The organism is Ochrobactrum teleogrylli (assembly GCF_006376685.1).
In the GTDB taxonomy this organism is placed as follows: Bacteria; Pseudomonadota; Alphaproteobacteria; order Rhizobiales; family Rhizobiaceae; genus Brucella; species Brucella teleogrylli.
Genome location: NZ_VEWL01000009.1, coordinates 167,696 through 193,172, shown reverse-complemented (window position 1 = coordinate 193,172; position 25,477 = coordinate 167,696). Strand labels below are relative to the sequence as shown.

Here is a 25,477-nt window from a genome sequence, read left to right as displayed (position 1 = left end):
GATCGGCCGGGTAACGTTTCGTCTTCCGCTCGATCCTGGCCATCCGGCCTCGCGTCTCTCGTGTCCACATCGTTAATGTGAATCACGAACCAGAGACCAAGGAAACTAAATTCTCAAACGGACTCTTAATCCATCTTTTTGCCGGAACTGCGCTTTTCCGCCAGAATATTCTTGCCAAGCCGCGCTAACGCCGCCCGCAAGGCATCATCCTCGATACCGTCCGTTGCCTTGTCGATCCGGCGCTCTTCCGACGGCGCAAGCGGAGCAAGCCGCTTGGCCCGGCGCTTGGCCGGTATAGCGGGTGGCTTTTGCTCGATGCGGATGCGCCCGATGGCCGAAAAGCCAAGAAAGCCATTGACGCGACTGATGATTTCGCCGGTCTCGTGCTGGATCTGTAAGGCGGCAAAACCTTCGCAAGCGATGATCAAGGTCGCAGGTTTGAATGGGTCATCTTCATGCAGGCGACGCGGCCAGAGAATACGCAACGGGCGCGATGTGGCGCCAATGGCCGGGCCGACGATATCTTCCCAGGATTGCAGGAGCGAGAGATTGATGCCCGCACGTTTCTGGAGCATCGGGTCCATCAGACCCGAGGTCATATCCGCCAGCGGTCGAAATCCGCGTTTTGATTTTGGCTCGCTCATCGCGCTCCATTATAGCCGCGAAACCACTCCACAAACAAAGGAATACCTTCATCGAGCGTCGTTTTGGGGCTGAAACCCAGATCGCGGGCGGCCAGCGTGATATCCGCATAGGTGCGCGGAACGTCTGCGGCAGGCATCGGTTCGAGCTTACGGATCGCGTCCCTGCCGGTCGCCTTTTCGATGGCCGCAATGAAATCATTGAGCATGACCGGGCGGTTGTTGCCGAGATTATAGACCGGTGCCGTTTCCTCTGGTTTTTCCAGAATGCGCTTCACCGCGCCGACAACGCCGCTGACGATATCCTCCACGAACGTAAAATCGCGCTGCATCTCGCCATTGTTGAAAACGCGGATGGGCTCCCCTTTCAGGATCGCCGAAGTGAAAAGCCATGGCGCCATATCCGGTCGTCCAAAGGGGCCGTAAACCGTGAAGAACCGCAGGCCCGTCGAATGCAGCTTGTGCACATGGCTGTAGGAAAAAGCCAAAAGTTCGCCCGAGCGCTTCGTCGCGGCATAGACCGAAACCGGATGATTGACCGGATCGCTTTCCGAAAAAGGAATTTTCTCGTTTGCGCCATAAACCGAAGACGAACTGGCATAGACCACAGGCGGGCGCTTCCCGAGCTTCAGCGCGGTCTCGAAAATATTGACCTGCCCCATGACATTGGCCGAAACATAGGCAGCCGGGTTTTCGATGGAATAACGCACGCCCGCCTGCGCGGCGAGATGCACGATCACATCGGCATCCCTATCCGCGCCAATGGCACTCTTGATCGCTTCCGCATCCGCAATATCGGCTTTGACAAAACGAAAGCCGTCGCGCGCGTGGAGCTTGGCGAGCCGCGTTTCCTTCAGCTCGACCTGATAGTAGTCGTTGACATTATCGATGCCGACAACCTGCCAGCCTTCGTCCAGCAGGCGTTGTGCCGTGTGGTATCCGATGAAACCGGCGGCCCCCGTTACTATCGCTTTCATGCAATCGACTTCTTTCCGAATACGCACATTTCAAGTCCGGCGCGCCGTGCGGCCATGACCCGACGGGACGCGGCTGCATTCAGCGCCGCAAGGAAGAACATGGTCGACGAAATCGTGACTTCATGCAGCAGCGGATTGTGCAGCATGCCGTAACTGCCGCTGACCACCGCGAAATAAATCAAGGCTCTGCGCATTGCCCAGCTATCTGCGGTTCGCCACAGATAGACGAAAATGGACAGGAAGGCACCGGTCATGAAGATCAGGCCGATGATACCGTCATTTAGCAATTCGTCGAGAACAGTATTGTGCACATGGCGGAAACCAGCCAGCATCGGAGCCTGTTCGCCCGCTTCCGTCCGCACCTCATCCATTTTGGAATAGGAACCGACGCCCGCAATCGGATGCTGCACGATGATCTTGCTGGCGCTTTTCCACAGCACCTCACGAATATCGGCAGAAATCTTGTCTTCCCACTGCTTGCTGTCACCGGTGTCGTAATACTCGATCATGCCCGAAAAGCGCTTCGAAATGATGTCGCCGACAGGACCGACGACAACCAGCGCCGCCAAAGCAACGCCCAGCGCGGCGTAAACACTCCCCTGCTGGCGGATGCTGAAACGCTTCAGAAAGAAAATGATTTCAATCGCAGCAAAGAACGGCAGAACCACGATCACGGCCCGGGTTTCGGAGGTCAAAACCGCCGCCAGACCAAGCACGAGCCAGTGCGGCCCGTTCGGGAGATAGCGCGATGCCTGGCGCAAAGGTATCGCCGCCGAGATGGCCGAGACGCCCACAACAAAAGCAAAAACCGCCTGATTGCCGCCGATCCCGATACGTCCGCCAGCGGTGACCGCCAGATACAGCGCAGCAATAGTGGCGACGAGGACGCCGACACGCGCGCCAAGCACATAGGCGCGCAGCGGGTCGCGGACCAAAGCCATACCGGAGCCTGCAAAGGCGAAAACCGCAATCAGCAGCGTATAGCCGATCTGACGGTTATCGTTGAAGGGTTCGCCGCGAAACAGGATTAGCCCAAGCGACCAGGCCGCATAAAGCAGAATGAAAATATAGAATTTCTTGCAATGGAGCCGCGCGACCGCATGGCGACCGCAAGCCATATAGATCCCGATGCAGGAAAAGACAAATAAAATCAAAGGACCGAGGCCGACCCGGATTGGCATCGCCGCTGAGGCCACGCCCAAAATCCAGGGATCTACCCTGCGGCGAACTAAAAAGGATTTTTTGAAATAACTCAATCGGCTGCCTCTTTGAGATTCCTCTTCGCAAGTGCATAAACGATTCGCCTGACATAATCGGCGCCTCTGAAAAAAAGCGTAGTTAGCCTTTTGTATGGCGGCAATCGTTTTTTCGCGTAAGCTGAACGGCCCTCTGCAATTGTCGAGACCATGCCTGCGGCAAGGTTCACCGCCGGCTTGTCCGTAGTGAATATTTCATAATTTCCTGCCCATCCCCGCTCCAGCGCCACGTCAAAAGGAAGCTGCATCAGCCTTATGCTGGCCAGCAATTTCTTGGCCCCTTCCCGCGTCACGAGATAAGCGGCAGCACTTCCAAGCGGCCCGTGCAGACAACGCCCGATTGCGAACTCGTCATCGACCTGACGGAAAGACCGGAACGCCGCCGTGCGATGATTGACCAGCTTGATCGCATCCCAACCGCTGATTCGGATCGCTTTTTCAACGAAAGGCACGAAAGCGGGCGTGAACAGAACATCGTCCTCGACCAGAACGGCAAAGGGTTCCGGGGCGGCGGCAATCATTTCGAGCCCGCGAATATGGCTGAAATAGCAGCCGATCTCAGCGGGCAAAGCTATTTTTCCATGATAACGGCGGAAACCGGCCTCATCGAAATCGCCAAGCTCGTCCGGCTGCAACAGCTTGCCTTCCACAGCCTCGACGCGCCGCAGATCGAGCGAAAACGCGTCAGCGCTTTGTTGCAGGCGCTCCCATCGGTCTCGCGAACGCGCGAGATTGATGACATAAACCGGTACGGAATTAATCACTGATTCTCTTTCCACGGCAAAAGCGCGATGGGAGGATTTGTAACGCGCCAGACCCATTTGCCAAGTGCTGACAATGTTTGGCTTTACACTATCGCTGTTTTTTCTATCAACTACAGTAAACGTGACATTTTTTGGAAAGCCGCTGCTACTTTGAACTCCACCGCCCGCCCGATCACCGCTTTGCCTCAAGCCAAAAGCTGTTCCACACGCAGCGGCCAGCTTTTGAGCTGGTATGATCGCCACCACCGTGTTCTGCCCTGGCGCGTGACGCCCTCAGAACAGACGCGCGGTATGCAGCCCGATCCTTACCGGGTGTGGCTTTCGGAAATCATGCTTCAACAGACGACCGTTGAGGCCGTGAAATCCTATTTCACCGCTTTCGTCGCACGCTGGCCGAACGTTCGCGCCATGGCGAACGCCAGCGAAGACGATATTCTGCGCGCATGGGCCGGGCTTGGTTATTATTCCCGCGCCCGCAACCTCAAGAAATGTGCCGATCTCGTTGCCACGCGATATGGTGGCAAATTTCCAGACAATGCCGCAGCATTGAAGGAACTGCCCGGCATCGGCGACTACACATCGGCAGCTATCGCCGCGATTGCATTTGGCGAAAATGCCGCAGTGGTGGACGGCAATGTCGAGCGCGTCATTTCGCGGCTTTATGCCATCGACACGCCGCTCCCAGCCGCCAAGCCACAAATCCGCGCCCTGATGGCCGAGATGACGCCGTCAGACCGCCCCGGCGACTTCGCACAAGCAATGATGGACCTCGGAGCAACGATCTGCACACCGCGCCGACCGGCCTGCGCGATCTGCCCGGTCAATGATAACTGCATCGCACTCGCCACCCGCGACCCGGAGGAATTTCCGGTCAAGGCGCCGAAGGCGGAAAAGCCGATCCGCACTGGTGCGGCTTTCGTTGCCATGAGCGGAGACGGCGCAATCTTTCTGCGCAAGCGAAAAGGCGAAGGCCTGCTTGCGGGCATGACGGAAGTGCCGGGCAGCCCGTGGACCGCGCGTATCGATGGCGACGCGACCGTCAACGCGGCCCCCTTCCCGGCTTCATGGAAACCGGCGGGCAGCATTACCCATGTCTTCACCCATTTCGAATTGCGCCTCTCGGTCTACCGCGCCGAGAATGTGAGCGAGCGTTTGGCCGCAAATGGCTGGTGGTCAGCGCCGGACGAGCTCGCCGGAGAAGCTTTGCCCACCGTGATGAAGAAAGCCATTGCAGCGGCGGTGCCGGATGCCTTCAAGCAGACTGGCAAACCCAAAAGGACGAAAACGTGATCTCTCCAATCAAACATGTCGTTTTCGATATCGGCAAGGTTCTCATCCATTACGATCCGGAACTGGCCTATCTCGACATCATTCCCGATACCGAGCGGCGGCGCTGGTTTCTAGAAACGGTCTGCACGAGTCCGTGGAATGTCGAACAGGATCGCGGGCGCAGCTGGCGGGATGCCGAAGCGCTGTTGATCGACACCCACCCGGAATGGCGCGAGCAGATTCTGGCTTTCCGGCAAAACTGGTCGCGCATGGTGCCGCATGCCTATGATGAAAGTGTCGCCATTCTGCGCGGGCTGATCGCCTCGGGATACGATGTCACCATGCTGACCAATTTCGCCTCAGACACCTTCCGCGAAGCGCAGGCCCGGTTTCCTTTTCTGACGGAAAGCCGGGGTGTCACCGTTTCGGGCGACGTGAAGATGCTGAAACCCGACCGGGAAATCTACGACGCGCATGTCGCGGCGTTCGACCTCGACCCGGCGGCAACGTTGTTCATCGATGACTCGCTGCACAATGTTGACGGCGCCAAGGCTGCCGGCTGGCAGGCCGTTCATTTCACCGGTGCGCCTAAACTCGCCGTCGACCTGAAGTCCCTCGGCCTTACGTTCTGATAAAAGCGAAAGCGCCCGAAGCATTCGCTCCGGGCGCTCCATGATCAGACTTTGCTGGAGGCCGTCCGATGAGAATTATGCTCAGGCGCCTGCTGCTGCCATCTCGTCGCGGATAACTTTGCGCAGATCGTCGATAGGTTTCAGCACACCTTCTTGTTCAAAATGCCAGAAGGTCCAGCCATTGCAGGCGTCGAACCCTTGCACCTTGGCGCCAATACGATGGATCGAACCAGCTTCGCCATTGGCCGCCAAAGTGCCGTCAGCGCGAACGATCGCCGCATAACGACGGCGCGCATCGCAAAGAACCGTTCCCGGACGTAAGAGACCTGCTTCCAGCACGCTGGTGAAAGCCACACGCGGTTCAGCGCGCTTGCCGGTCATGACGGTCAGTTCGGCCTTGCCGAGCGGCTCGACTGCATCGATGCGGGCGGTTGCGGCGTCGATATAGGTCTGTTCGCGTTCGATACCCACAAAATGGCGTCCGAGACGCTTCGCCACCGCGCCGGTCGTGCCGGAACCGAAGAATGGGTCGAGAATAACGTCTCCCGGCTTGCTCGAAGCCATCATGATGCGGGCCAGAAGCGCTTCCGGCTTCTGCGTCGGATGAACCTTGTCGCCGTTCTCGTCCTTCAGGCGTTCTGAACCCGTGCAGATCGGAAACAGCCAGTCCGAGCGCATCTGCACATCGTCATTGGCGGCTTTCATCGCTTCATAATTGAAGGTGTAGCCTTTGCCCTTCTGGTCGCGCGATGCCCAGATCAGCGTCTCATGCGCGTTCTGGAAACGGCGTCCGCGGAAGTTCGGCATCGGATTGGTTTTGCGCCAGATCACGTCATTGAGGAGCCAGAAGCCCAGATCCTGCAACTGCGTGCCGACGCGGAAAATATTGTGATAGGAGCCGATAACCCATATCGTGCCATTCGGCTTCAAAACGCGGCGGCAGGCCAAAAGCCAGGCGCGGGTGAAGGCGTCATAGGCCTGAAAGCTCTCGAACTGGTCCCAATGATCGTCAACGGCGCTGACCATCGACTGATCCGGGCGATGCAGATCGCCACCCAGCTGAAGATTGTAGGGCGGATCGGCAAAGATGACATCGACGGAATGATCCGGCAGGCGCTCCAGAGCGGAAACGCAATCACCCTTGATGATGGAGTCGAGCCAGGCGGTACGCGGGGCCTCGATGGGCAACTCATGGGCAAGACGTACTAGGGACATGGGATACTCGATTACCTGTGGACGCGAAAACTTGTCCTTATGGTTACCGGGTAGGGTAAATATGGCGTTAACGCCAAGGTATTGAAATCGTAAACCTTTTCTTAAAAAGGCAACAAAGTCCCGGCTTTCCGGGCTTTTTCCTTTCAAACGATGCTGAACAATTTCATGACTGCCATCTTAACGCCGTCATCGAAATGCAAAGGCCGACGGGTAATGCGTCGTCTCCAATAAGGCTTGGTTATCCCTTTCCGGCTATGATTTGCGAACAATCAGCCTTCGAGGCAACTGAGCCGACCGAACCGCGCCTGTCAGGTTTTTGCATATGAATTTCGCAGAACTGCGCCATAACCGTTATTTGAGGGTGTTCTTCGTTCCCTTCCGCATGCGCGCCGTTGTGCGCGGCAGCGAAATCGGTCTCGTCATCGCGGGTGTGGTGATCGGTATCATCTCCGGCCTTGCCGTTGCGGCCATCGGCGGCATATCGCAATGGATGCATCAGGCGCTGTTTGCGCTGGAACCCGGCGAAAAGCTCAGTTCTGCGGCGCAGCTTTATCCCAGCGCCTTCATCGCGCCGCTGGCTGGCGGCATTCTTATGGGGATTATCATCTGGGTGCTGGCGCGTTGGCGCAAGCGCCCCATCGTCGATCCCATCGAAGCCAATGCCTTGCATGGCGGTCGCCTGTCACTCACCGATAGCTTTATTCTCGTCGGGCAAAACCTGATTTCCAACGGCTTTGGCGCTTCGGTTGGCCTGGAGGCCGCTTATACACAGCTTGCCAGCGGTTTCGCATCGCGCATCGGGCGCGCGCTCAAACTGCGCCGGGCCGACTTGCGCACGCTGGTCGGCTGCGGTGCGGCAGCGGCCATTGCCAGCGCGTTCAACGCGCCCCTCACCGGCGCATTTTATGCATTCGAGCTTATCATTGGCGTTTATTCCATCGCCACACTGGCCCCGGTGGTCGTCGCGGCGATTGTCGGCACTTTGGTGACGCAGGCCATTGGGGGCACACCTTTTCTGATCGATATCGGCAACATCGACGCCATCACCCCACGTGACTACGTGCCCGCATTGCTGCTGGGCTTTGTTTCGGCAGGGATCGCCATTTTGATCATGCGCGGCGTAACATTCGTCGAGCAAATCACCCGGCGCAGTTTTCTGCCCAATGTCCTGACACCGGCTATCGGCGGGGCCATCGTCGGTCTGATCGCCTTCTTCTCGCCGCAGGTGCTGGCCTCCGGCCATGGCGCGCTGCATCTCGATCTGAATGCGAATATTACCATCTCGGCGCTGCTGTTGCTGATCCTGACGAAATCGCTGGCCTCGGCAATTTCCATCGGCTCCGGCTTTCGCGGCGGTCTGTTCTTCGCATCGCTGTTTCTGGGCGCATTGACCGGCAAGCTTTTCGCGGCGGTCGCGGGCGTGGTGCTGCCAACCAGCCTGACGCTTGCGCCGGAAGTCTATGCGGTGATCGGCATGTCATCACTGGCCGTCGCCATCGTCGGCGGCCCCATGACCATGACGTTTCTCGCGCTGGAACTGACCGGCGATTTTCCGATTTCCATGCTGGTGCTGGGTGCTGTCGTGTCCTCCTCGCTGATGGTCCGCAAGACCTTCGGCTACTCCTTCGCCACCTGGCGCTTCCACCTGCGCGGCGAAGCCATCCGCTCGGCGCATGATATCGGCTGGATACGCAATCTGACCGTCAGCCGCATGATGCGTCACGATGTGCGCACCGTGCTGATCGACACGGATATCGAAACCTTCCGCCACGATTTCCCGCTTGGTTCCACCCAGCGGGTCATCGCGGTGGACGCGCAAGGACGCTATGTCGGCATGATCCCCGTGCCGGAAGTCTATGCCGACAGTTTCGACAGTTCGGAAAACCACAGCATCAGCGAGCTTTTGAAGTATCAGGATGAATTCCTGTTGCCGCAAATGAACGCAAAGGAAGCTGTCGTGCGGTTTGACCGTTCCGAAAGCGAAGCGCTCGCCGTGGTCAACAATGCGCAGGAACGCAAGGTCATGGGCTTGTTGAGTGAAGCGCATACGCTCAGGCGCTATAGCGAAGAGCTGGACCGCAGACGGCGCGAAGTCTCCGGTGAAGTTTGACGCTAGGGCTATAAAGTTGTAGCTGATCCTTCAATATTCCCGATGCGTTCCCGCAAGTGTGAATGCGTCCTCCTCCCGATAAGAAGGCTACCCACATGGCGGCTCCGTCCCTCATCATTTTCGATTGCGATGGCGTTTTGGTGGATTCCGAAATCATCGCTGCGGAAGTCGAATCCGTGCTTCTGACCGATGCCGGTTTTCAGATTTCCGCCGACGAACTGGCCGAACGTTTCGCCGGTCTCACCTGGCAGGACATCCTGCTGACGGTCGAGCGCGAGGCAGGCATAGCGCTTTCCGCTTCGCTGATCGATAAATCGGAAAGCATTCTCGATGAGCGCCTCAAGAACGAGGTGCAGGCTGTCGATGATATTGTGGAAGTGGTTTCGGCATTGAAGCTGCCGAAATGCATCTGCTCCAACTCGACCAGCGCACGGCTGGAAACCATGCTGAAGCGCGTTGAGCTTTACGATCTCTTTGCACCGAATATTTTTTCGGCAAAGGAAGTCGGCACCAAGAAGACCAAGCCCGCGCCGGATGTGTTCCTTTATGCGGCCAAGCAATTCGATGTCGATCCAAGCAATGTGATTGTGATCGAGGATTCCGTGCACGGCATCCATGGCGCACGTGCCGCCGGTATGCGGGTCATCGGCTTTACGGGTGGCGCGCACACCTATCCGGGCCATGCCGACCGTCTGACCGACGCAGGCGCCGAGACGGTGATCCACCGTCACAAGGATCTGGCGAGCGTCATCAACGCGCTATCGATCTGGACCGACGCCTGACACACAAGGTTCCGGCACGCTGTCCGGTTTGATCCAAATATCGCGATAGCCCGAACGTTCGGGCTATCGTCCGCACCGCGCAGACACTTAGGCTGCGGTGCGTTTGCTGCGCCCCTTCGGCGGCGCGTTGAGGATGGCCAGCAGCTCTTCGGCTTCCTGCTCGGCAAGACCGATCAGCAGCCGGGTCCCCATCATGACAGGCTCACCCGTAGACGTCTCGAAGATCGCCCAGGTATCCGTCGGTTCGAGAATACGTTCATATTTCTGTGTCATGGGTGCAGACTAGCGCAGACTCGTTGCTTTTCGTTTGAACATCGCTGTCGAATTTAATTCGAATTTTAGCTAAAGCGCGTTTTGCTTTTAGGATATTCACAGAATGCGGTAAGACATCAGTCTATCTAACCACGCGGCTCGCTGCCAATGCCCAGAAACGAGCCTTTTCGGGTCGTCTTCTGGCGTTTTACGGGTTTTGCGGGTTTTGCAACCACCAGCGTTCGCGCGATGATCGCAGAGACCGGCTTGCCGAAATACCAGCCCTGCGCCTTGACCGGCGCGCTGTCGCCCGCACTTTCCCTGGCGAAATAGAGCGCCTGCGCCTCCGTTTCCACACCTTCAACAACCACGTCCAGACAATGCTGCCGCGCCATGGCCAATATCTGCGGAACGATCGAAACCGTGCTGCCATTATCGACGGTCCGCGTGAACGTCTTATCGATCTTGATCGCATCCACATTCAACGCGCCGAGATAAGCCAGGCTGGAATAGCCTGTTCCAAAATCATCGATATAGATGCGATGCCCCTTCTCGCGCAGATGATGGATCGCACCGGAAGCCTTCGCAAAATCCACCGCTGTACGCTCGGTCAGCTCCAGACCGATCTGCTGCGGGTCGATGGACGCTTTCACCAGCCGCGCCTCCAGCCGGTTGGCGAATTCCATGTCATGCAGGTCGCGGGCGCTTATGTTGATATTGATGCGCAAGCCGGGCTTGGCGCGCAACAGTTCGCCCATTTCGCTGATCACTGCGTCGATTACATAAAGCGTTATGCGATGGATCAGCCCGCTTTTCTCTGCCCGCGTAATGAAAACATCCGGCGGAACAAAGTCGCCCTTATGAATCTCCCAGCGTATCAGAGCCTCAAAACCGACAATCGCGCCACTGACAGCATTGACAACCGGCTGGTAGACAACCTCCAGTTCCTTTTTTGCGAGCGCTCTGGACAGGAGCGTCATCAGCGAACGGTCGCGATTATTATAGACGCGCCAGCCAAGGCCAAGACTGCCAGCCGCCAGCATGCCAAGCACAATGGACAGAAATGATCGCAGCCGCGCATGCAGGCTTGTACGGTCGATCTCTGTCCTCAGTGCAAGACAGATAAGCTTGTCCGGTTCGCAGGCATAGGCGTTCAGCTGGTCATGCTTTTCGACAAAATCCCGGATACGCCCGCCTGATAGCGGCTCCAGATCGGCATTGGCCGGATATTCATAGAAGCGGGCGAAATTCTCGCGCGACTGGTCGCTCATGAACAGGGCGAAGGCATAGCCCGGCGTATGCATGAAATCGAAGGCCGCCGGGCTTAGAACGACATTGGAATTGCCCTTGCCCATCACCGGGCCATAGGTTCCCGGCGTAACCAGCGGGCGGTCGGCATAGACGTAGGTTCCGTCAGGCAGCAGCACATCCGCCGTGGAGCGCGGTTCCTGCCGCGCCAGATCCGGCAGCAGCGTGGAACAATTCAACCGGCCATCGATCAGCCGGCCGATATCCTTGATCTGATAGGCTTTGAAGAGAATTCTGCGCAGATAGACCCGCTCATCGGCGGAGCAAACCCTGTAGGGCGATTGTTCCGCCTGATCGAGAGTATTGTGCGCCGAGTCGATCAGCCGCCCCGCATAGGAAAGCAATGCCTCCATATAGGCATTCACCTGTCGCTCATCGCCCATTCTTCGTAGTTTTTCGCCAACCCAATGCCCGGCGACCGCTCCACAGAGAAGCAGCAAGAGAAGGATAAGAGGAACTGGATTGAAAAGGCTGCCGCCACTGCTCCGCCTGCGCACCATCCGCCCTTGAAACCTCGCAAACGATCTGTGGCAGGGGACCATACTGCTTATCCCGCATAAGCAGCTATATCAAATATAAGCACAGACCCACAGCATCAGTATAAACATATAAAAACGATATGACTATTACACGAACCGCGTCTTTTGGGAACAATATTAATTTAGTGGCAGTTTTTTGTCTTTGTATTAGATATCGCAAATATATCGACACCCGTAACTGTTCCAATATCGGGCGTGAACAACAAAAAATGCGCGGGTTTTGCCCCGCGCATCTGGTTTTCCGATAAGCGCTCCGCCCTGTCAGGCGCTGCGAAAATTACTTGGCATTCGGGCCTTCATCGAAGCCTACGAAAATCTGGATATTCTGCTTGTCCGGCATTGGCAGCGAAATGCCCTTGTCGTTGAAGACGAACTGGGTCGCGGTATCGCCGTTGGTGATGGTGACCGCCTGCTTGTGCAGCTTGGAATAGACCACCTGATCACCCTGACGCACGGCCACACGCACCGGCATGGTGATGGTGCCGCTCTTATATTTCGGACCGGGCACAACCTTGCCAGCGGCAGCCACATCGATGGTAATGTTGCCGTCGCCATACTGGCACGAACGCGTCACATCGGTCAGCGATGCCTGATAGACCACCTGTGCCGGGTCCTTGTCGCCGCCCTTGGCATAGGTGCTGAAGAAGGCGGTTCCGTCACGCAGCGTCACCGTCGGGCAATAGGCGCGAAGCTCAGATGCGCTGATGCGCTTTGGACCTTCAGCCGCCATATCGCCAGGCTTTTCGCTGCCACTGGTCGTGCAACCCGCAAGCGCTGCGAGCAAAACCGTTGCAAAGACTGGAAACAACGATGAACGATTCTGTGATGCTTTCTGCATAAACCGGGCTTCCCTGCATTAATTCGTTTGTTTGAGAGCGCGCCGATTTCATTGAAACCGCCGGACCACCCCAATTTGTTCCGCCGCCACATTTCCCACCAGCAAGACCGCTTCGCACGTTTGCTGGAAATGAAACTTCTTTCCCATCGCATTTCCCAACGCAAAACCGCTTCGCACTTTTGCTGGAAATGCTTTATACCACTGCGCACAAAACAGTGCGCGATGACGTTTTCCCGTTTTTTGCCGCGAAGAGCAACCCCACCCCCTCCGGGATGTTTTAATTTCTTGCGGCTTTTTTATGGACGCCCTATTGCATTTGCACAGCTTTGAAACGCATCCCAATAAGATGCGCGTCGAATGAGACATGCGCAGCCGATCTGGGCAGATATCTGGAATGAAGGCCTGACGAAATGAAATATGTAAGCACACGCGGCGAAGCCCCGGTCCTGGGTTTTAGCGATGCATTGCTCGCCGGACTTGCCCGCGATGGCGGCCTCTATCTGCCGCAGGAATATCCGCAGTTTTCTCCAGAACAAATCCGCAGCCTGCGCGGAAAATCCTATGTCGATATTGCGCTGGCCGTGCTGACGCCCTTCACCGGTGGCGAAATTCCGCAGGCCGATTTCGAACGCATGGTGCGCGAAGCCTATGGCACCTTCCGCCATGATGCCGTGTGTCCGCTGGTCCAGACCGGCGCGAATGAATTCGTGCTCGAACTCTTCCACGGCCCGACGCTCGCCTTCAAGGACGTCGCCATGCAGTTGCTGGCGCGCATGATGGATTATGTGCTGGCAAGCCGTGGCGAACGCGCCACCATCGTCGGCGCGACCTCTGGCGATACCGGCGGCGCGGCAATCGAAGCCTTTGGCGGTCGCGACAACACCGATATTTTCATCCTGTTCCCGAATGGCCGCGTCTCGCCGGTGCAGCAGCGCCAGATGACTTCGTCGGGCTTCGCCAATGTTCATGCGCTGTCCATCGAAGGCAATTTCGACGACTGCCAGAACCTCGTGAAAGGCATGTTCAACGACCTCGCCTTCCGCGATGCGCTGTCGCTTTCGGGCGTGAATTCGATCAACTGGGCGCGTATCATGCCGCAGGTGGTCTATTATTTCACGAGCGCCTTGAGCCTCGGCGCGCCGGACCGTCCGGTGTCCTTCACTGTTCCAACCGGCAATTTCGGCGATATTTTCGCAGGCTATGTGGCCAAGCGCATGGGTCTGCCCATCGAACGCCTGATCGTCGCAACCAACGACAACGACATTCTGTCGCGCACGCTCAACACCGGCGCTTATGAAATGCGCGGTGTGGCCCAGACCACCTCGCCGTCGATGGATATCCAGATTTCGTCCAATTTCGAACGCCTGCTGTTCGAGGCCCATGGCCGCGATGATGCTGCCGTGCGCGGTCTCATGCAGAGCATGAAGCAATCGGGCGGCTTCACCATTTCCGAAAAGCCGCTTTCGGCGATCCGCGCCGAATTCTCCGCAGGCCGCTCGACGGTTGCGGAAACGGCGGAAACGATCAAGTCGGTGCTGGCTGATGACGGTTATCTTCTCGATCCGCATTCGGCCATTGGCGTAAAAGTGGCTCGCGAAAATGTGTCCGGCACTACTCCGATGGTGGCGCTCGCCACCGCGCATCCGGCCAAATTCCCCGATGCCGTAAAGGCTGCATGCGGTGTCGAACCGCAGCTCCCGGCATGGCTGTCGGACTTGATGCAACGAAAAGAAAGCTTCACAGTTCTTCACAACGACCTGAAAATCGTAGAAGAATATGTAAGCCGCCATTCCAGAGCCCACGCCTGAGGCTCCGGAAAGGAAATTTGAGCCCGACCCCGAACCGGATCGGGCCCATGAAAAGTCAGAGCGGGGAATGCAGGGAGCAGTTCGCTTATGGGTGTTGAAGTAACGCGTCTTCCCAACGGGTTGACGATAGCCACCGATACCATGCCGCATGTGGAAAGCGTGGCGCTTGGAATCTGGGTTAAAGCCGGCGCGAGAAACGAAGCCGCCAACCGGCACGGAATAGCCCATCTCCTCGAACATATGGCCTTCAAGGGCACGGAAAACCGCTCTGCCTGGCAAATCGCCTCGGATATCGAAGATGTGGGCGGCGAGATCAACGCCGCAACCAGCGTCGAGACTACATCCTATTACGCGCGCGTGATGCGCGATGACATGCCTCTCGCCATTGATATCCTCTCCGACATCCTGACCGCATCGAAGTTCGACGAAGCCGAACTGGAGCGCGAAAAGCAGGTGATCATGCAGGAGATCGGCGCGGCGCACGACACGCCGGACGATATCGTCTTCGACCGTTTCACCGAAACAGCCTATCGTCACCAGCCCATCGGCCGCGCCATTCTTGGCGAGCCGGATACGGTGATGTCCTTCTCTTCCGCCGATCTGCGCCAATATATGGACGAGCAATACAGCGCCGACCGCATGGTCGTAACGGCTGCCGGTGGCGTGGACCACGATGCGTTCGTCAAGGAAGTCGAAAAGCGTCTCGGCGGTTTCCGTGCCCATAACACGGCCCCGACGCTTGAGCTCGCCACCTATGTTGGCGGCGACTTCCGCGAAAACCGCGAATTGATGGATGCGCAGGTGCTGATCGGCTTTGAAGGCCGCGCCTATCATGTGCGCGACTTCTATGCCTCGCAGCTTCTGTCCATGGTGCTGGGCGGCGGCATGTCTTCCCGCCTGTTCCAGGAAGTGCGCGAAAAGCGCGGCCTGTGCTATTCGGTCTATGCCTTCCATTGGGGCTTTTCGGATACCGGCCTGTTCGGCATCCATGCCGCCACGGGTCGCGATGAACTGGTGGAACTTGTTCCGGTCATCATTGACGAGCTGCACAAGGCGGCGGATTCGATCAGTATCGAGGAAGTCAATCGCGCCCGGGCGCAGTATCGCGCCAGCCTTCTGATGTCGCAGGAAAGTGCAGCCAGCCGCGCAGGCCAGCTGGCCCGCCAGTTCCTGCTCTATGGCCGCCCGGTCGACAATAACGAATTGATGGAACGCCTTTCCCTGATCACGCCCGAACGCCTGACGGACCTTGCAGGTCGCCTGTTCCTCGACAGCAAGCCGACCATCGCGGGTGTCGGCCCCGTTGGCCGCCTGATGAGCTTCGGCGACCTCACCGATGCGCTGTCGACCAATGCGCATACGAGAAAGATAGCTGTTTAAGGCCGTAGGGGAATAAGGGAATAGGGGAGTATGTGGCCGTGAAGATTTCGTTTTTCCTATTCCCCTACTCACCTATTCCCCTACTCCCCTAACTCCGATGATCGGCCTGTCGTTTCGGCGCAACAACCCGACGATCCTGCGTGGACAGCGCATTTATCTGCGCGAGCCCATGATGGGTGATTTCGCGAGCTGGGCAAATCTGCGTGAGCAAAGCCGGGCGTTTCTAACCCCGTGGGAGCCGACTTGGCCCGACGATGACCTGACGAAAAGCGCCTTCCGCTATCGCATGCGGCGTTTTCAGGAAGAAATTTCTGCCGGAACCGGCTATCCTTTCTTCATTTTCCGCAACAGCGATAATCGCATTCTCGGCGGTATCACACTCGGTAATATCCGGCGCGGCGTAGGACAGAACGGCATGATCGGCTATTGGAGCGGCGCTCCTTTCGCGGGTAAAGGCTATATGACCGAGGCGCTCTCTCTGGTTATCCCCTTTGCATTCGACCAACTGCGGTTGCACCGGATTGAAGCTGCCTGTATTCCCCATAATGTACGTTCGGTCCGGCTTCTCGAAAAAGCCGGATTTCAGAGAGAAGGACTGTTGCGCTCCTATCTCAAGATAAATGGCTTCTGGCAGGACCACCTGCTGTTCGCCCTCATAGAAAGCGACAAACGTATGTTGGATGGCCGCATGATCAATGGCAAGGTTGAACGCTCGTGAGCGGTTTTTCTGAAAAGCTATTCCAGAACGCCGCGCGGTTTCTCGCGCTGATCGTCTTTCTGGCCTTTTCGACCGTTCATGCATCTGCCATCGAACCGATCAAGATTTCCAAGGACGACACCGCTCTCGATCTGTCGCGCGCCGTCGAACTCCTGCGCAACAAGGGCGAGAGCGTTCAGGTTTCTACCGCGCCCGGCCCCGATGGCATTGTGCGCCGCATCGAAGTGCAGGCCGATCAGAACAGCAATGCCTCCGGCGACTGGGCCGCTTTCTCCATCGCCAATCCGACCGACCAGCAGATCGACCGCCTGATCGTCGCGCCGCATTTCCGTCTTGTCGGTTCAGGCATTATCTGGCCGGATCTCGGCTCGCCGCGTATTGCGTCGATCACCCCCAGCGAAGGCTTCGCGCTCGACCGCCAGCCAAGCGCCGATGCGGATGTGTTCCGCATCACGCTCAATCCGGGCAGCGTGGTCACCTTCGTCGCCGAGCTTTCCTCGCATAATCTGCCGCAGCTTTATCTGTGGGAACCGGAAGCCTATAAGGACACGGTCAATTCCTATACGCTCTATCGCGGTATTCTGCTTGGCATTTCAGGCCTGCTGGCGCTGTTCCTGACCATTCTCTTCGTCGTCAAGGGCACCTCGCTGTTTCCAGCCACGGCGGCGCTTGCATGGGCGGTTCTCGCCTATATCTGCGTCGATTTCGGCTTCTGGAACAAGCTGATGGAAATCACACCCGGCAATGAGCAGATATGGCGCGCGGGCACAGAGGTGGCGCTTGCCGCCTCGCTGGTGATATTCCTGTTCGCCTATCTCAATCTCAACCGCTGGCACGACCATTTCAGCTATGGCGCGGTGACTTGGGTTCTGGGCCTGCTGGCGCTTGCAGGCGTTGCGGTTTTCGATCCGCCGATTGCCTCGGGCATCGCCCGCATCTCGCTCGCACTGACCGTCGTTTCCGGCGTGGCGATTATCGGCTATCTCGCGGTGAAGGGCTATGACAGGGCGGTCATGCTGATACCCGCCTGGCTTCTCACCTTGATATGGCTGCTCGGCGCATGGATGGCGGTCACGGGCCGTCTCGACAACGATATTGTCCAGCCAGCGCTGGGCGGCGGCCTCGTGCTGATCGTGCTTCTGATCGGCTTTACCGTCATGCAGCACGCCTTTGCGGGCGGTGCGCTGCAGCAAGGGCTCCTGTCCGACATGGAACGCCAGGCGCTTGCCGTCATCGGCGCGGGCGATATCGTCTGGGACTGGGATGTGCCGCGCGACCGCGTGGTTACGACGCCCGATATCGCCAACCAGCTCGGCAATTCGGCAAGCAGCTTGCAGGGACCGGTGCGCAACTGGCTGCCCGTCATGCATTCCGACGACCGTGACCGTTTTCGTTCGACGCTGGACGCCATTCTGGAAAACCGCCGCGGACGCATCGGCCAGATTTTCCGTATGCGCGCCAATGACGGCCATTACCACTGGTATGCGCTGCGCGCCCGCCCGGTGATCGGCTCGGACGGCGAAGTCGTGCGTTGCGTCGGCACGCTCGTCAACGTTACCGAGCAGAAGAAGGCCGAGGAACGCCTGCTGCACGATGCGGTGCACGACAATCTGACCGGCTTGCCCAACCGTGAGCTTTTCCTCGACCGGCTCAGCAATGTGATGAACATGGCGCGCGGCGAAAGCAATCTGCATCCGACCGTGTTCATGATCGATATCGACCGCTTCAAACAGGTCAATGACAGTCTGGGCATGTCGGCGGGCGATACAATCCTTTTGACCATTTCGCGCCGTCTGGCGCGATTGATGAAGCCGCAGGACACGCTGTCGCGCCTGTCTTCCGACCAGTTCGGGCTGCTGCTTGCATCAGAGAGCGACCCCGGCCGTATCGCGGCCTTTGCGGAAGCGCTGCGTCAGGCCACCCGCGCGCCCATTGCCTACGCCAAGCGCGAGATCGTCCTGACCGCCTCCGTCGGCCTCATCACATGGACGAAAACCGCCACCACGGCAGAAGATTTCGTGAAGGACGCGGAACTGGCCATGTATCAGGCCAAGCGCTTTGGCGGCGACCGGATCGAGCCGTTCCGCCCGGCGTTCCGCGCCATCGGCAGCGACAAGCTGCAGCTGGAATCCGATCTGCGCCGCGCGCTCGAACGCGACGAAATCAGCATGGCCTATCAGCCGATCGTCAAACTGGAGGAAGGCACCATCGCCGGTTTCGAAGCGCTAATGCGCTGGGAACATCCGCGCCGTGGCGCAATCTCGCCGTCGGAATTCATTCCGATTGCCGAAAACTCCGGCCTGATCGTGCAGCTTGGCCTTTTCGCCATGCAGCGCGCCGCCGAAGACCTCTTCGCCTGGCAGGAACAATTCCCGAAACTCGACCTGTTCGTCTCGGTCAACCTGTCATCCACGCAACTCATCCGGCAAGACCTCATCAACGATGTCCGGTCCGTACTGTCGCGCATCCACCTCAATCCGGGCAGCCTGAAGCTGGAGCTGACCGAATCCGTCCTCATGGAAAATCCCGAGCAGTCGGCCCATGTGCTGGCGCGGCTCAAGACGATGGGGATCGGCCTGTCGCTGGATGATTTCGGCACCGGCTATTCGTCGCTCGCCTATCTGACGCGCTTCCCGTTCGACATCATCAAGATCGACCGCTCCTTCGTGAAGGGCGACCAGCCGCAGAAGACCACCCTGCTGCGTTCCATCGTCAGCATGGCGCATGATCTGGGGCTGGCGGTTGTGACGGAAGGTGTGGAGAGCGAAAGCGACGCGCTCCAGCTGCGCCAGATGGGCTGCGAATATGTGCAGAGCTTCATGTTCGGCCAGCCGACCAGCCGCGAAGACGCCACCCGTATGATCAAGGAACAGCTGGAAGCAGCGGCGGCGTAAAACCCCGCCAGCATTCTTGATTTGAAAAGGCGCGCGTTTTCAACCAGTAACCGTGATTTACGAAGACTATTTAACGGTTAATTTCCAGTCATATGCCTTGTAACGCCTGACAATATTGATAGTTTACTTCAATTTCAGCGTCAGTGTTCCCTGCAACAAGATATAATTGAATCTGCTGTCCGTTCCAACGTCGCTAATTTTCTCATCATCAAGATATACATATCCGCCTTTCTTGAAAAAGGCCGCCATACCCATTCCAATCCCGGTCATTACTAACTTTCCAGTATTACGAATTGGGTTCCCCTCATTATCTTTTGTTCTAAAGATAAATTTCACCGCAGGAGGGACGTCATCGGCAAAATTAATCGGGAATACATTAATTGCATTAATCACAACAGCCGCATCACATACATTATTGTCAGTATATATTTCTGTATTGCGAGGAGAAGGCCCTATGTAAAATCTGGTAAACTCACTATTATTACCTTTAAAAATAATATTATTTGCATGTATTTCGTATTTAGCATCGTTTATAACAGAAATATTTACGTTCCCTTCAAATAAAGAATCGCTTTCTTCAGAAAAACCATTACGAAAATCAACTAATAAAAATGATTTCTCTATTAACTGAAATAATAATCCATCAAATTTTGCACTTATCTCCGGACGAACTATAAAAGTGCTTTTTCCTTTCCCAATTAAAAATCTATTTTTTCCATCAGCTACAAAATGATCTACAAAAATCCTCACTAAACCATTATTTTCTATAAACCAATTATCTTCAATCAACTCACTATCAAAATGCAAAATATTATTATGATGCTCGCCATCTGACAAAACACCTATTTGCAATGTTCCTCGTACAATTCTTATTGTTGACTTTGTCCTCCATTTAAGTACATTTATTCCAGCACTACTATATGTGACATCTTGTAAGTGTAATTCTCCAGAAGAATCAACAAGTAATGAGCCGGTCGGAAGTAGGTCTAAACTAAAATTTTCACCTGGATATAATTCTACGCTGCCCCCATAAGAATCGTCGAAAACATTATCCCCGGCGGGATCCCATTGAAAATTAGCCATGATAATCTCCTGTTATTTATCATATTTACAATTTAATTATATTATTATTGGACGATGAGAAAACTGACGGTACTGTCAGTGGCCATAAAGATATTTGAATATCTAGATAATACAGGAATTGAGGCACCGTGATTTTGGGCGAATCCTGAGTAAAGTTACACGGCTACGACGAGCTGACATACCCACTTATACCTGCTAAAATCGCACGACAATGTGGATAAAGCCTCACGCATGCCCCGCGTCGGAAACTAGTCGCGACATGTCGATGCCCATATGCATCATGAGGCGGGAATATTTGCCTTCGATGTCGCTGTCGAAAAGCATGTCGAGCGGCGCATCGCAACAGAGCCAGCCATTGTCGGCAAGTTCTGCTTCCAGCTGCCCCGGCGCCCAGCCGGAATAGCCCAGCGCCATCAAAACCTGTGACGGGCCCTTGCCGCCATAAATGGCGCGCAGAATATCAACCGTTGCGGTCAGGCAGACATCTTCGGAGACTGGCATGGTGGAATCGACCATGTAATCGTCGGAATGCAGCACAAAACCGCGCGAGGTATCTACCGGCCCGCCATTGCGCACCATCATATGCTGCGTGCGCTCGGGCAAAATGATCAGCTCATCCTCTTCGATCACGCCGATCTGGCGCAATATATCCGGGAAGCCGATCGGCTGCAGTTGATTGATGATGAAGCCCATCGCGCCCTCGTCCGAATGGGCGCAGATATAGACCACCGACCGGGCGAAACGCTCGTCGCTCATGCCGGGCATGGCCAGCAGGAACTGCCCGTTTAAGAACCCCTGCTCGTGGTTTGGCTTCCGCATCGTGGTCATAGTGATGAAGGTAGCAAGCCTGCAGAAAATAACAATGGGCGTCGCAGAATTGTCTTCGACGGACGCAAAAATATAATTGCTCCCAACAATGTTGGACTTGAAGCAACCATGATTTCATTTCATTTTTGAACAATGAAAACACGTCTGAATATTCTTGCGTTTGGCCTGCTGGCCACCTCGGCCCTGCCCGCCCACGCTTCAACCTCCGCCTGGACCGAAACCCCCGGCGGGCGCGTCCGCGTCATCATCGAAGATGGTGCGGTTTCAGCTGAAGCGGGCCCAAAGCGCGAGATTCGCGGCGCGTTGCAGATCGAGTTGCAGCCGGGGTGGAAAACCTATTGGCGCAATCCGGGCAGTGCCGGTGTGCCGCCACAGATCAATCTTGATGGCAACGCCAACGCACAGATCGACTATCCCGCGCCAGTGCGGTTCGGTGGAGATGACGACGGCATCGGCTACAAGAAGCCGGTTTCGCTCCCCATCATCTTCAAGCTGCAACCCGATGACACACGCCTCAAAGGCCATGCCTTTCTGGGTGTTTGCGAACATATCTGCATCCCCGTGCAAGCCGAATTCGACTTCCCCGTGAGTGCAAATGCCGAATCCGCCGAGCCGCAGGCCATTGCCGCGCGTACCATTGTGGAGACGGCCTTCGGGCGGCTTCCGGCGACGGCCTCCCCCACTTTCGGCGTCAGCGCTGTGAAGCGCGATGAAGACACGGCCGTCTTCACCGTGGCCGTGCCTGATCCCAAAGCACCTGCCGAGCTTTTCGTCGCCAGCGACAAGCTTCGCCTGTCTGATCCGGTTGCATCCGGCAACCGCAACTTCACCGTTACGATCAAGGGCAATGCGCGCTATGCAACAGTCGACTATACCGTCGTGCAGAACGGCAAGGCTGTATCGGGACAGGTCACGCTCGACTGAAGGCGTGTGCGCCCTCGCCCTTTTTGATGGCAATATCAACGTTTTGAAATTGTCGAGCGCCCCGTTATCGGTTTAACTGTCGCTGCCTGCACTTCGCGGTGCGGCAATGACAGTTTTAAAATCAGGCAGCGGATCAGACGGCGATTTATCCCCTTCCCTCAGGAGAGAACAGATGACGATCAAAGTTGGCGACACGCTTCCCGCAGCAACCTTCAAGGTCAAGACTGCGGACGGTGTCAAGGAAGTGACGACCGACGAAGTCTTCAAAGGCAAGAAGGTCGTCCTCTTTGCCGTTCCGGGCGCTTTCACGCCGACCTGCAGCCTCAACCACCTGCCGGGCTATCTCGACAATCGCGATGCAATTCTCGCCAAGGGCGTGGACCAGATCGCGGTCGTCGCCGTCAATGACGCCTTCGTCATGGGCGCATGGGCGCAGAGCACCGGCGGCGAAGGCAAGATTCTTTATCTCGCAGACGGTTCGGCCACTTTCACCAAGGCAGCAGGCCTTGAACTCGACGCCACCGCGGGCGGCCTTGGCATTCGCTCCAAGCGCTATTCGGCCATCGTCGAAGATGGCGTGGTCAAGACGCTCAATATCGAGGAACAGGCCGGTCAGGCCGTGACCTCCGCTGCTGCCGGAATTCTCGAACAGCTTTGATCCAATGCAAAAAAGGGCGGTGAAAACCGCCCTTTTTAGTATCCAGAATGATGTCTAAAGCACCTTCAAGGATTTGTGGCCGCCATATTTGAACGGCTCCATACCGGCGCGGGCCAGTTCGTCGGCCCGTTCGTTTTCCGGGTGCCCGGCATGGCCCTTGACCCAGTGCCAGTTGACCTTGTGCGGCTTGCGCGCCTCATCCAGCAATTGCCATAGCTCGGCGTTCTTCACCGGTTTCTTGGCCGCTGTTTTCCAGCCATTGCGCTTCCAGCCTTCAATCCAGCCGGAAATACCGTCGCGCACATAGACCGAGTCCGTATAGAGATCGACTTCGCAAGGTTCCTTCAGCGCCGACAGTGCCGAAATTGCCGCCATCAACTCCATGCGGTTGTTGGTGGTCTCGGCCTCGCCGCCCTTCAGCTCTTTCTCATTGCCGTTCCAGCGCAGCACCGCCCCCCAGCCGCCGGGGCCGGGATTGCCGGAGCAAGCGCCGTCCGTATAGGCTTCGATCCGCTTCACGCAGCCGCTCCCTGCGGTTCCAGCCCATATTCGGCAGCCGAAACGATTTGGCGGTGGAAGCGCATCTTGCGCACATATTCCATCGGGTCCTTCTTCATGACGAAGCTGCCGTCGGGAACGGTCAGCCAGTCATAAAGCCGTGTCAGCATGAAGCGCACCGCAGCCCCCCGCGAGAGGACCGGCAGCGCATCGGCCTCCGCCGTCGAAAGCGGACGGATCGATGTGTAACCACGCAACAGCGCTGCGCCCTTGGTGCGATTATAGGAAAAGTCTTTTTCGAAGCACCACGCATTCAGGCAGACGGCAACGTCATAGGCCAGAATATCGGTGCAGGCGAAATAGAAATCGATGAAGCCCGACAGCTTGTCGCCGAGGAAAAAGACATTGTCCGGGAACAGGTCGGCATGGATCACACCGTGCGGCAGTTCGGCAGGCCAATGCTTTTCCAGAAAGTCGAGATCGGCTTCGGCTTCTTCGACCAGCCCCGGTTCGACCGTATCGGCGCGTTCGCGCGACAGGTTCCACAGCGGGCGCCAGTCGGGCAGCGTCAGACCGTTGCGGCGGCGCATGGCGAAATCCTCGCCTGCCAGATGCATGCGCGCCAGTCCCTCGCCCACGGCCTCGCAATGCGCCACGGTCGGCTTGCGCATCCACATGCCTTCCAGAAAGGTGACGATGGCCGCCGGACGCCCGGCCAGTTCGCCGATCGTTTCGCCGTCGCTGCGTATCACCGGCTGCGGGCAATCCACGCCATGCCGGGCCAGATGCTGCATCAGGCCCAGAAAGAACGGCAAGTCTTCGCGGTTGGTGCGCTTTTCATAAAGCGTCAGAATGAAGGAACCGGAGGTCGTGTGCAGGAGATAATTGGTATTCTCCACGCCCTCGGCAATGCCCTTATAGGACGTCAGCGTGCCGATATCGTATTGCTGCAGGAATGCGCCAAGTTCGATTTCGTTGATATCAGTATAGACGGCCATGCCGCTTATTTCCCCTATATGACCTTGGGCATTATTTTGGGCGCCAGTTTCGGAATGCCGACAACCCTGTTCTCGCCATTGACGAATGCCATATCCTGCACCGTCAGTTCCACATCGCGAATTTCACGATTCACAAGGAAGTTTTCCGTTTCCACTGCCGTTTCCGCCAGTTCGATGCGCACATCGAAGCGGTCGCGGAACGATGCGATGATTTCGTCAACGATGATTTCCGGGGCGGAAGCACCCGCCGAAAGACCGACGACCGAAATATCGCCGATCTTGTCCCACTCGATATCAGCCGCGCGTTGCACCAGCATGGACATGCGCGCGCCCGCCTTTTCCGCTACTTCGACCAGACGTTTCGAATTGGACGAATTCGGCGCACCGACAATCAGGAACAGGTCGCAGCCGGGCGCTGCCGCGCGAACCGCATCCTGACGGTTGGTGGTGGCATAGCAGATCGATTCCGCAGCCGGAGCCGAAAGATTGGGGAAGCGCGCCTGCAATTCCTCGATAATGCCTGCGGTATCGTCCACCGAGAGCGTCGTCTGCGTGACGAAACCGAGATTATCCTCATCAGCAAAATGGCAGTTGCGGGCGTCCTCGACCGTTTCGATCAGCGTGACAGCGCCTTCCGGCAGCTGGCCCATCGTGCCGATGACTTCCGGATGGCCGGAGTGGCCAATCAGGATGACATGGCGTCCAAGCCGCTGATGGCGCATGGCCTGCTTGTGCACCTTGGAAACCAGCGGGCATGTCGCATCGAGATAGAAGAGGTTCTTCGATTCCGCATCGGCAGGCACGGATTTCGGAACGCCATGGGCCGAGAAAACCACCGGCTGATCGCGATGCTCCGCCGGGATTTCATCAAGCTCTTCGACAAAGATCGCGCCGCGCGATTGCAGCCCTTCGACCACATAGCGGTTATGCACGATCTCATGGCGGACATAGACCGGCGCGCCGTATTTCTTCAGCGCCAGCACGACGATCTGGATCGCCCGGTCAACACCAGCGCAAAAGCCGCGCGGACCGCAAAGGCGAATTTCCAATGGGGGGCGCTGATCGGTCATGAAGAAGCTCGCAGGTTCGGCGTGACGAAATACTT

Annotated in this window: 23 protein-coding genes; 10 read left to right on the top strand and 13 right to left on the bottom strand. The window is 57.0% G+C overall.

The features are described from left to right. Positions 1–125: 125 nt before the first annotated feature. The 4 genes from FIC94_RS15340 to FIC94_RS15325 all read right to left on the bottom strand — a co-directional run bounded on the left by FIC94_RS15340 (position 126) and on the right by FIC94_RS15325 (position 3,884). Positions 126–644: a DUF721 domain-containing protein gene (locus FIC94_RS15340; protein ID WP_140025462.1), complete on the bottom strand. Its 519-nt coding sequence runs from the start codon at positions 642–644 to the stop codon at positions 126–128. Then, positions 641–1,618: an SDR family NAD(P)-dependent oxidoreductase gene (locus tag FIC94_RS15335; RefSeq protein ID WP_140025461.1), complete on the bottom strand. Its 978-nt coding sequence runs from the start codon at positions 1,616–1,618 to the stop codon at positions 641–643. Before FIC94_RS15335 ends, FIC94_RS15340 begins: the two co-directional genes overlap by 4 nt. After that, complete coding sequence (locus tag FIC94_RS15330; RefSeq protein ID WP_235892024.1) at positions 1,615–2,736, bottom strand: O-antigen ligase family protein; 1,122 nt, start codon at positions 2,734–2,736, stop codon at positions 1,615–1,617. The genes FIC94_RS15335 and FIC94_RS15330 overlap by 4 nt, the downstream gene beginning before the upstream one ends. A 134-nt stretch (positions 2,737–2,870) precedes the next feature. After that, complete coding sequence (locus tag FIC94_RS15325; RefSeq protein ID WP_235892023.1) at positions 2,871–3,884, bottom strand: glycosyltransferase family 25 protein; 1,014 nt, start codon at positions 3,882–3,884, stop codon at positions 2,871–2,873. On the opposite strand from FIC94_RS15325, the gene mutY reads away from it, so the two are divergent. After that, on the top strand, positions 3,819–4,928 hold the full coding sequence (gene mutY / locus FIC94_RS15320; RefSeq protein ID WP_140025459.1) for an A/G-specific adenine glycosylase: 1,110 nt from the start codon (positions 3,819–3,821) through the stop codon (positions 4,926–4,928). The genes FIC94_RS15325 and mutY overlap by 66 nt on opposite strands. After that, the gene (locus FIC94_RS15315; protein ID WP_140025458.1) at positions 4,925–5,539 is read left to right on the top strand and encodes an HAD family hydrolase; all 615 of its coding nucleotides are present in this window, start codon (positions 4,925–4,927) and stop codon (positions 5,537–5,539) included. The genes mutY and FIC94_RS15315 overlap by 4 nt, the downstream gene beginning before the upstream one ends. A gap of 81 nt (positions 5,540–5,620) precedes the next feature. On the opposite strand, the gene FIC94_RS15310 is transcribed toward FIC94_RS15315, so the two are convergent. Then, the gene (locus FIC94_RS15310) at positions 5,621–6,754 is read right to left on the bottom strand and encodes a site-specific DNA-methyltransferase (RefSeq protein ID WP_121537389.1); all 1,134 of its coding nucleotides are present in this window, start codon (positions 6,752–6,754) and stop codon (positions 5,621–5,623) included. A 322-nt stretch (positions 6,755–7,076) separates the two neighbouring features. Here FIC94_RS15310 and FIC94_RS15305 point away from each other — a divergent pair, with 322 nt between their 5' ends. Then, positions 7,077–8,864: a chloride channel protein gene (locus FIC94_RS15305; protein ID WP_124915221.1), complete on the top strand. Its 1,788-nt coding sequence runs from the start codon at positions 7,077–7,079 to the stop codon at positions 8,862–8,864. 95 nt (positions 8,865–8,959) lie between these two features. Further along, the gene (locus tag FIC94_RS15300) at positions 8,960–9,646 is read left to right on the top strand and encodes an HAD family hydrolase (protein WP_124915220.1); all 687 of its coding nucleotides are present in this window, start codon (positions 8,960–8,962) and stop codon (positions 9,644–9,646) included. An 87-nt stretch (positions 9,647–9,733) separates the two neighbouring features. Here the strand turns inward: FIC94_RS15300 and FIC94_RS15295 are convergent, their stop codons facing one another. From FIC94_RS15295 to FIC94_RS15285, 3 genes are all read right to left on the bottom strand, one after another. Beyond that, on the bottom strand, positions 9,734–9,919 hold the full coding sequence (locus tag FIC94_RS15295; RefSeq protein WP_140025457.1) for a hypothetical protein: 186 nt from the start codon (positions 9,917–9,919) through the stop codon (positions 9,734–9,736). Positions 9,920–10,044: 125 nt separating this feature from the next. Then, a complete protein-coding gene (locus FIC94_RS15290) occupies positions 10,045–11,706 on the bottom strand; it encodes an EAL domain-containing protein (protein WP_140025456.1) in 1,662 nt (553 codons plus the stop codon). A gap of 316 nt (positions 11,707–12,022) precedes the next feature. Beyond that, positions 12,023–12,583 (bottom strand): hypothetical protein, encoded by a 561-nt coding sequence (locus tag FIC94_RS15285; RefSeq protein ID WP_109368508.1) that lies wholly within the window; start codon positions 12,581–12,583, stop codon positions 12,023–12,025. Positions 12,584–12,993: 410 nt separating this feature from the next. Here FIC94_RS15285 and thrC point away from each other — a divergent pair, with 410 nt between their 5' ends. The 4 genes from thrC to FIC94_RS15265 all read left to right on the top strand — a co-directional run bounded on the left by thrC (position 12,994) and on the right by FIC94_RS15265 (position 19,383). After that, complete coding sequence (thrC, locus tag FIC94_RS15280; RefSeq protein ID WP_140025455.1) at positions 12,994–14,391, top strand: threonine synthase; 1,398 nt, start codon at positions 12,994–12,996, stop codon at positions 14,389–14,391. An 87-nt stretch (positions 14,392–14,478) separates the two neighbouring features. Further along, positions 14,479–15,771, top strand: coding sequence for a M16 family metallopeptidase (locus FIC94_RS15275; RefSeq protein WP_109368506.1), 1,293 nt, complete (start codon positions 14,479–14,481; stop codon positions 15,769–15,771). A gap of 97 nt (positions 15,772–15,868) precedes the next feature. Next, positions 15,869–16,489: a GNAT family N-acetyltransferase gene (locus tag FIC94_RS15270; RefSeq protein ID WP_140025454.1), complete on the top strand. Its 621-nt coding sequence runs from the start codon at positions 15,869–15,871 to the stop codon at positions 16,487–16,489. Beyond that, entirely contained in the window at positions 16,486–19,383 is a 2,898-nt protein-coding gene (locus FIC94_RS15265; RefSeq protein ID WP_109368504.1) for a sensor domain-containing phosphodiesterase, read from the top strand. Before FIC94_RS15270 ends, FIC94_RS15265 begins: the two co-directional genes overlap by 4 nt. A 123-nt stretch (positions 19,384–19,506) precedes the next feature. Here FIC94_RS15265 and FIC94_RS15260 read toward each other — a convergent pair whose 3' ends face one another. Together FIC94_RS15260 and FIC94_RS15255 are read right to left on the bottom strand one after the other, a co-directional pair. Further along, positions 19,507–20,466 (bottom strand): hypothetical protein, encoded by a 960-nt coding sequence (locus FIC94_RS15260; protein WP_140025453.1) that lies wholly within the window; start codon positions 20,464–20,466, stop codon positions 19,507–19,509. Positions 20,467–20,691: 225 nt separating this feature from the next. Beyond that, positions 20,692–21,294, bottom strand: coding sequence for a YqgE/AlgH family protein (locus FIC94_RS15255; RefSeq protein ID WP_140025452.1), 603 nt, complete (start codon positions 21,292–21,294; stop codon positions 20,692–20,694). A gap of 132 nt (positions 21,295–21,426) precedes the next feature. Between FIC94_RS15255 and FIC94_RS15250 the strand changes: the two genes are divergently transcribed. Both FIC94_RS15250 and FIC94_RS15245 read left to right on the top strand, forming a co-directional pair. After that, complete coding sequence (locus FIC94_RS15250) at positions 21,427–22,218, top strand: protein-disulfide reductase DsbD domain-containing protein (protein WP_140025451.1); 792 nt, start codon at positions 21,427–21,429, stop codon at positions 22,216–22,218. 172 nt (positions 22,219–22,390) lie between these two features. Then, complete coding sequence (locus tag FIC94_RS15245; protein WP_109368501.1) at positions 22,391–22,876, top strand: peroxiredoxin; 486 nt, start codon at positions 22,391–22,393, stop codon at positions 22,874–22,876. A gap of 54 nt (positions 22,877–22,930) precedes the next feature. On the opposite strand, the gene rnhA is transcribed toward FIC94_RS15245, so the two are convergent. From rnhA to ispH, 3 genes are read right to left on the bottom strand one after another with little or no spacing between them, the layout of a single operon-like run. Next, positions 22,931–23,395, bottom strand: a complete 465-nt coding sequence (rnhA, locus tag FIC94_RS15240) for a ribonuclease HI (protein ID WP_121537375.1) — start codon at positions 23,393–23,395, stop codon at positions 22,931–22,933. Then, the gene (locus tag FIC94_RS15235; RefSeq protein ID WP_124915213.1) at positions 23,392–24,372 is read right to left on the bottom strand and encodes a homoserine kinase; all 981 of its coding nucleotides are present in this window, start codon (positions 24,370–24,372) and stop codon (positions 23,392–23,394) included. The genes rnhA and FIC94_RS15235 overlap by 4 nt, the downstream gene beginning before the upstream one ends. A 14-nt stretch (positions 24,373–24,386) precedes the next feature. Further along, positions 24,387–25,442 carry a 4-hydroxy-3-methylbut-2-enyl diphosphate reductase gene (ispH, locus tag FIC94_RS15230; RefSeq protein WP_109368498.1) on the bottom strand — a complete coding sequence of 352 codons (1,056 nt, stop codon included), beginning with the start codon at positions 25,440–25,442 and terminating at the stop codon, positions 24,387–24,389. Positions 25,443–25,477: the final 35 nt, after the last annotated feature.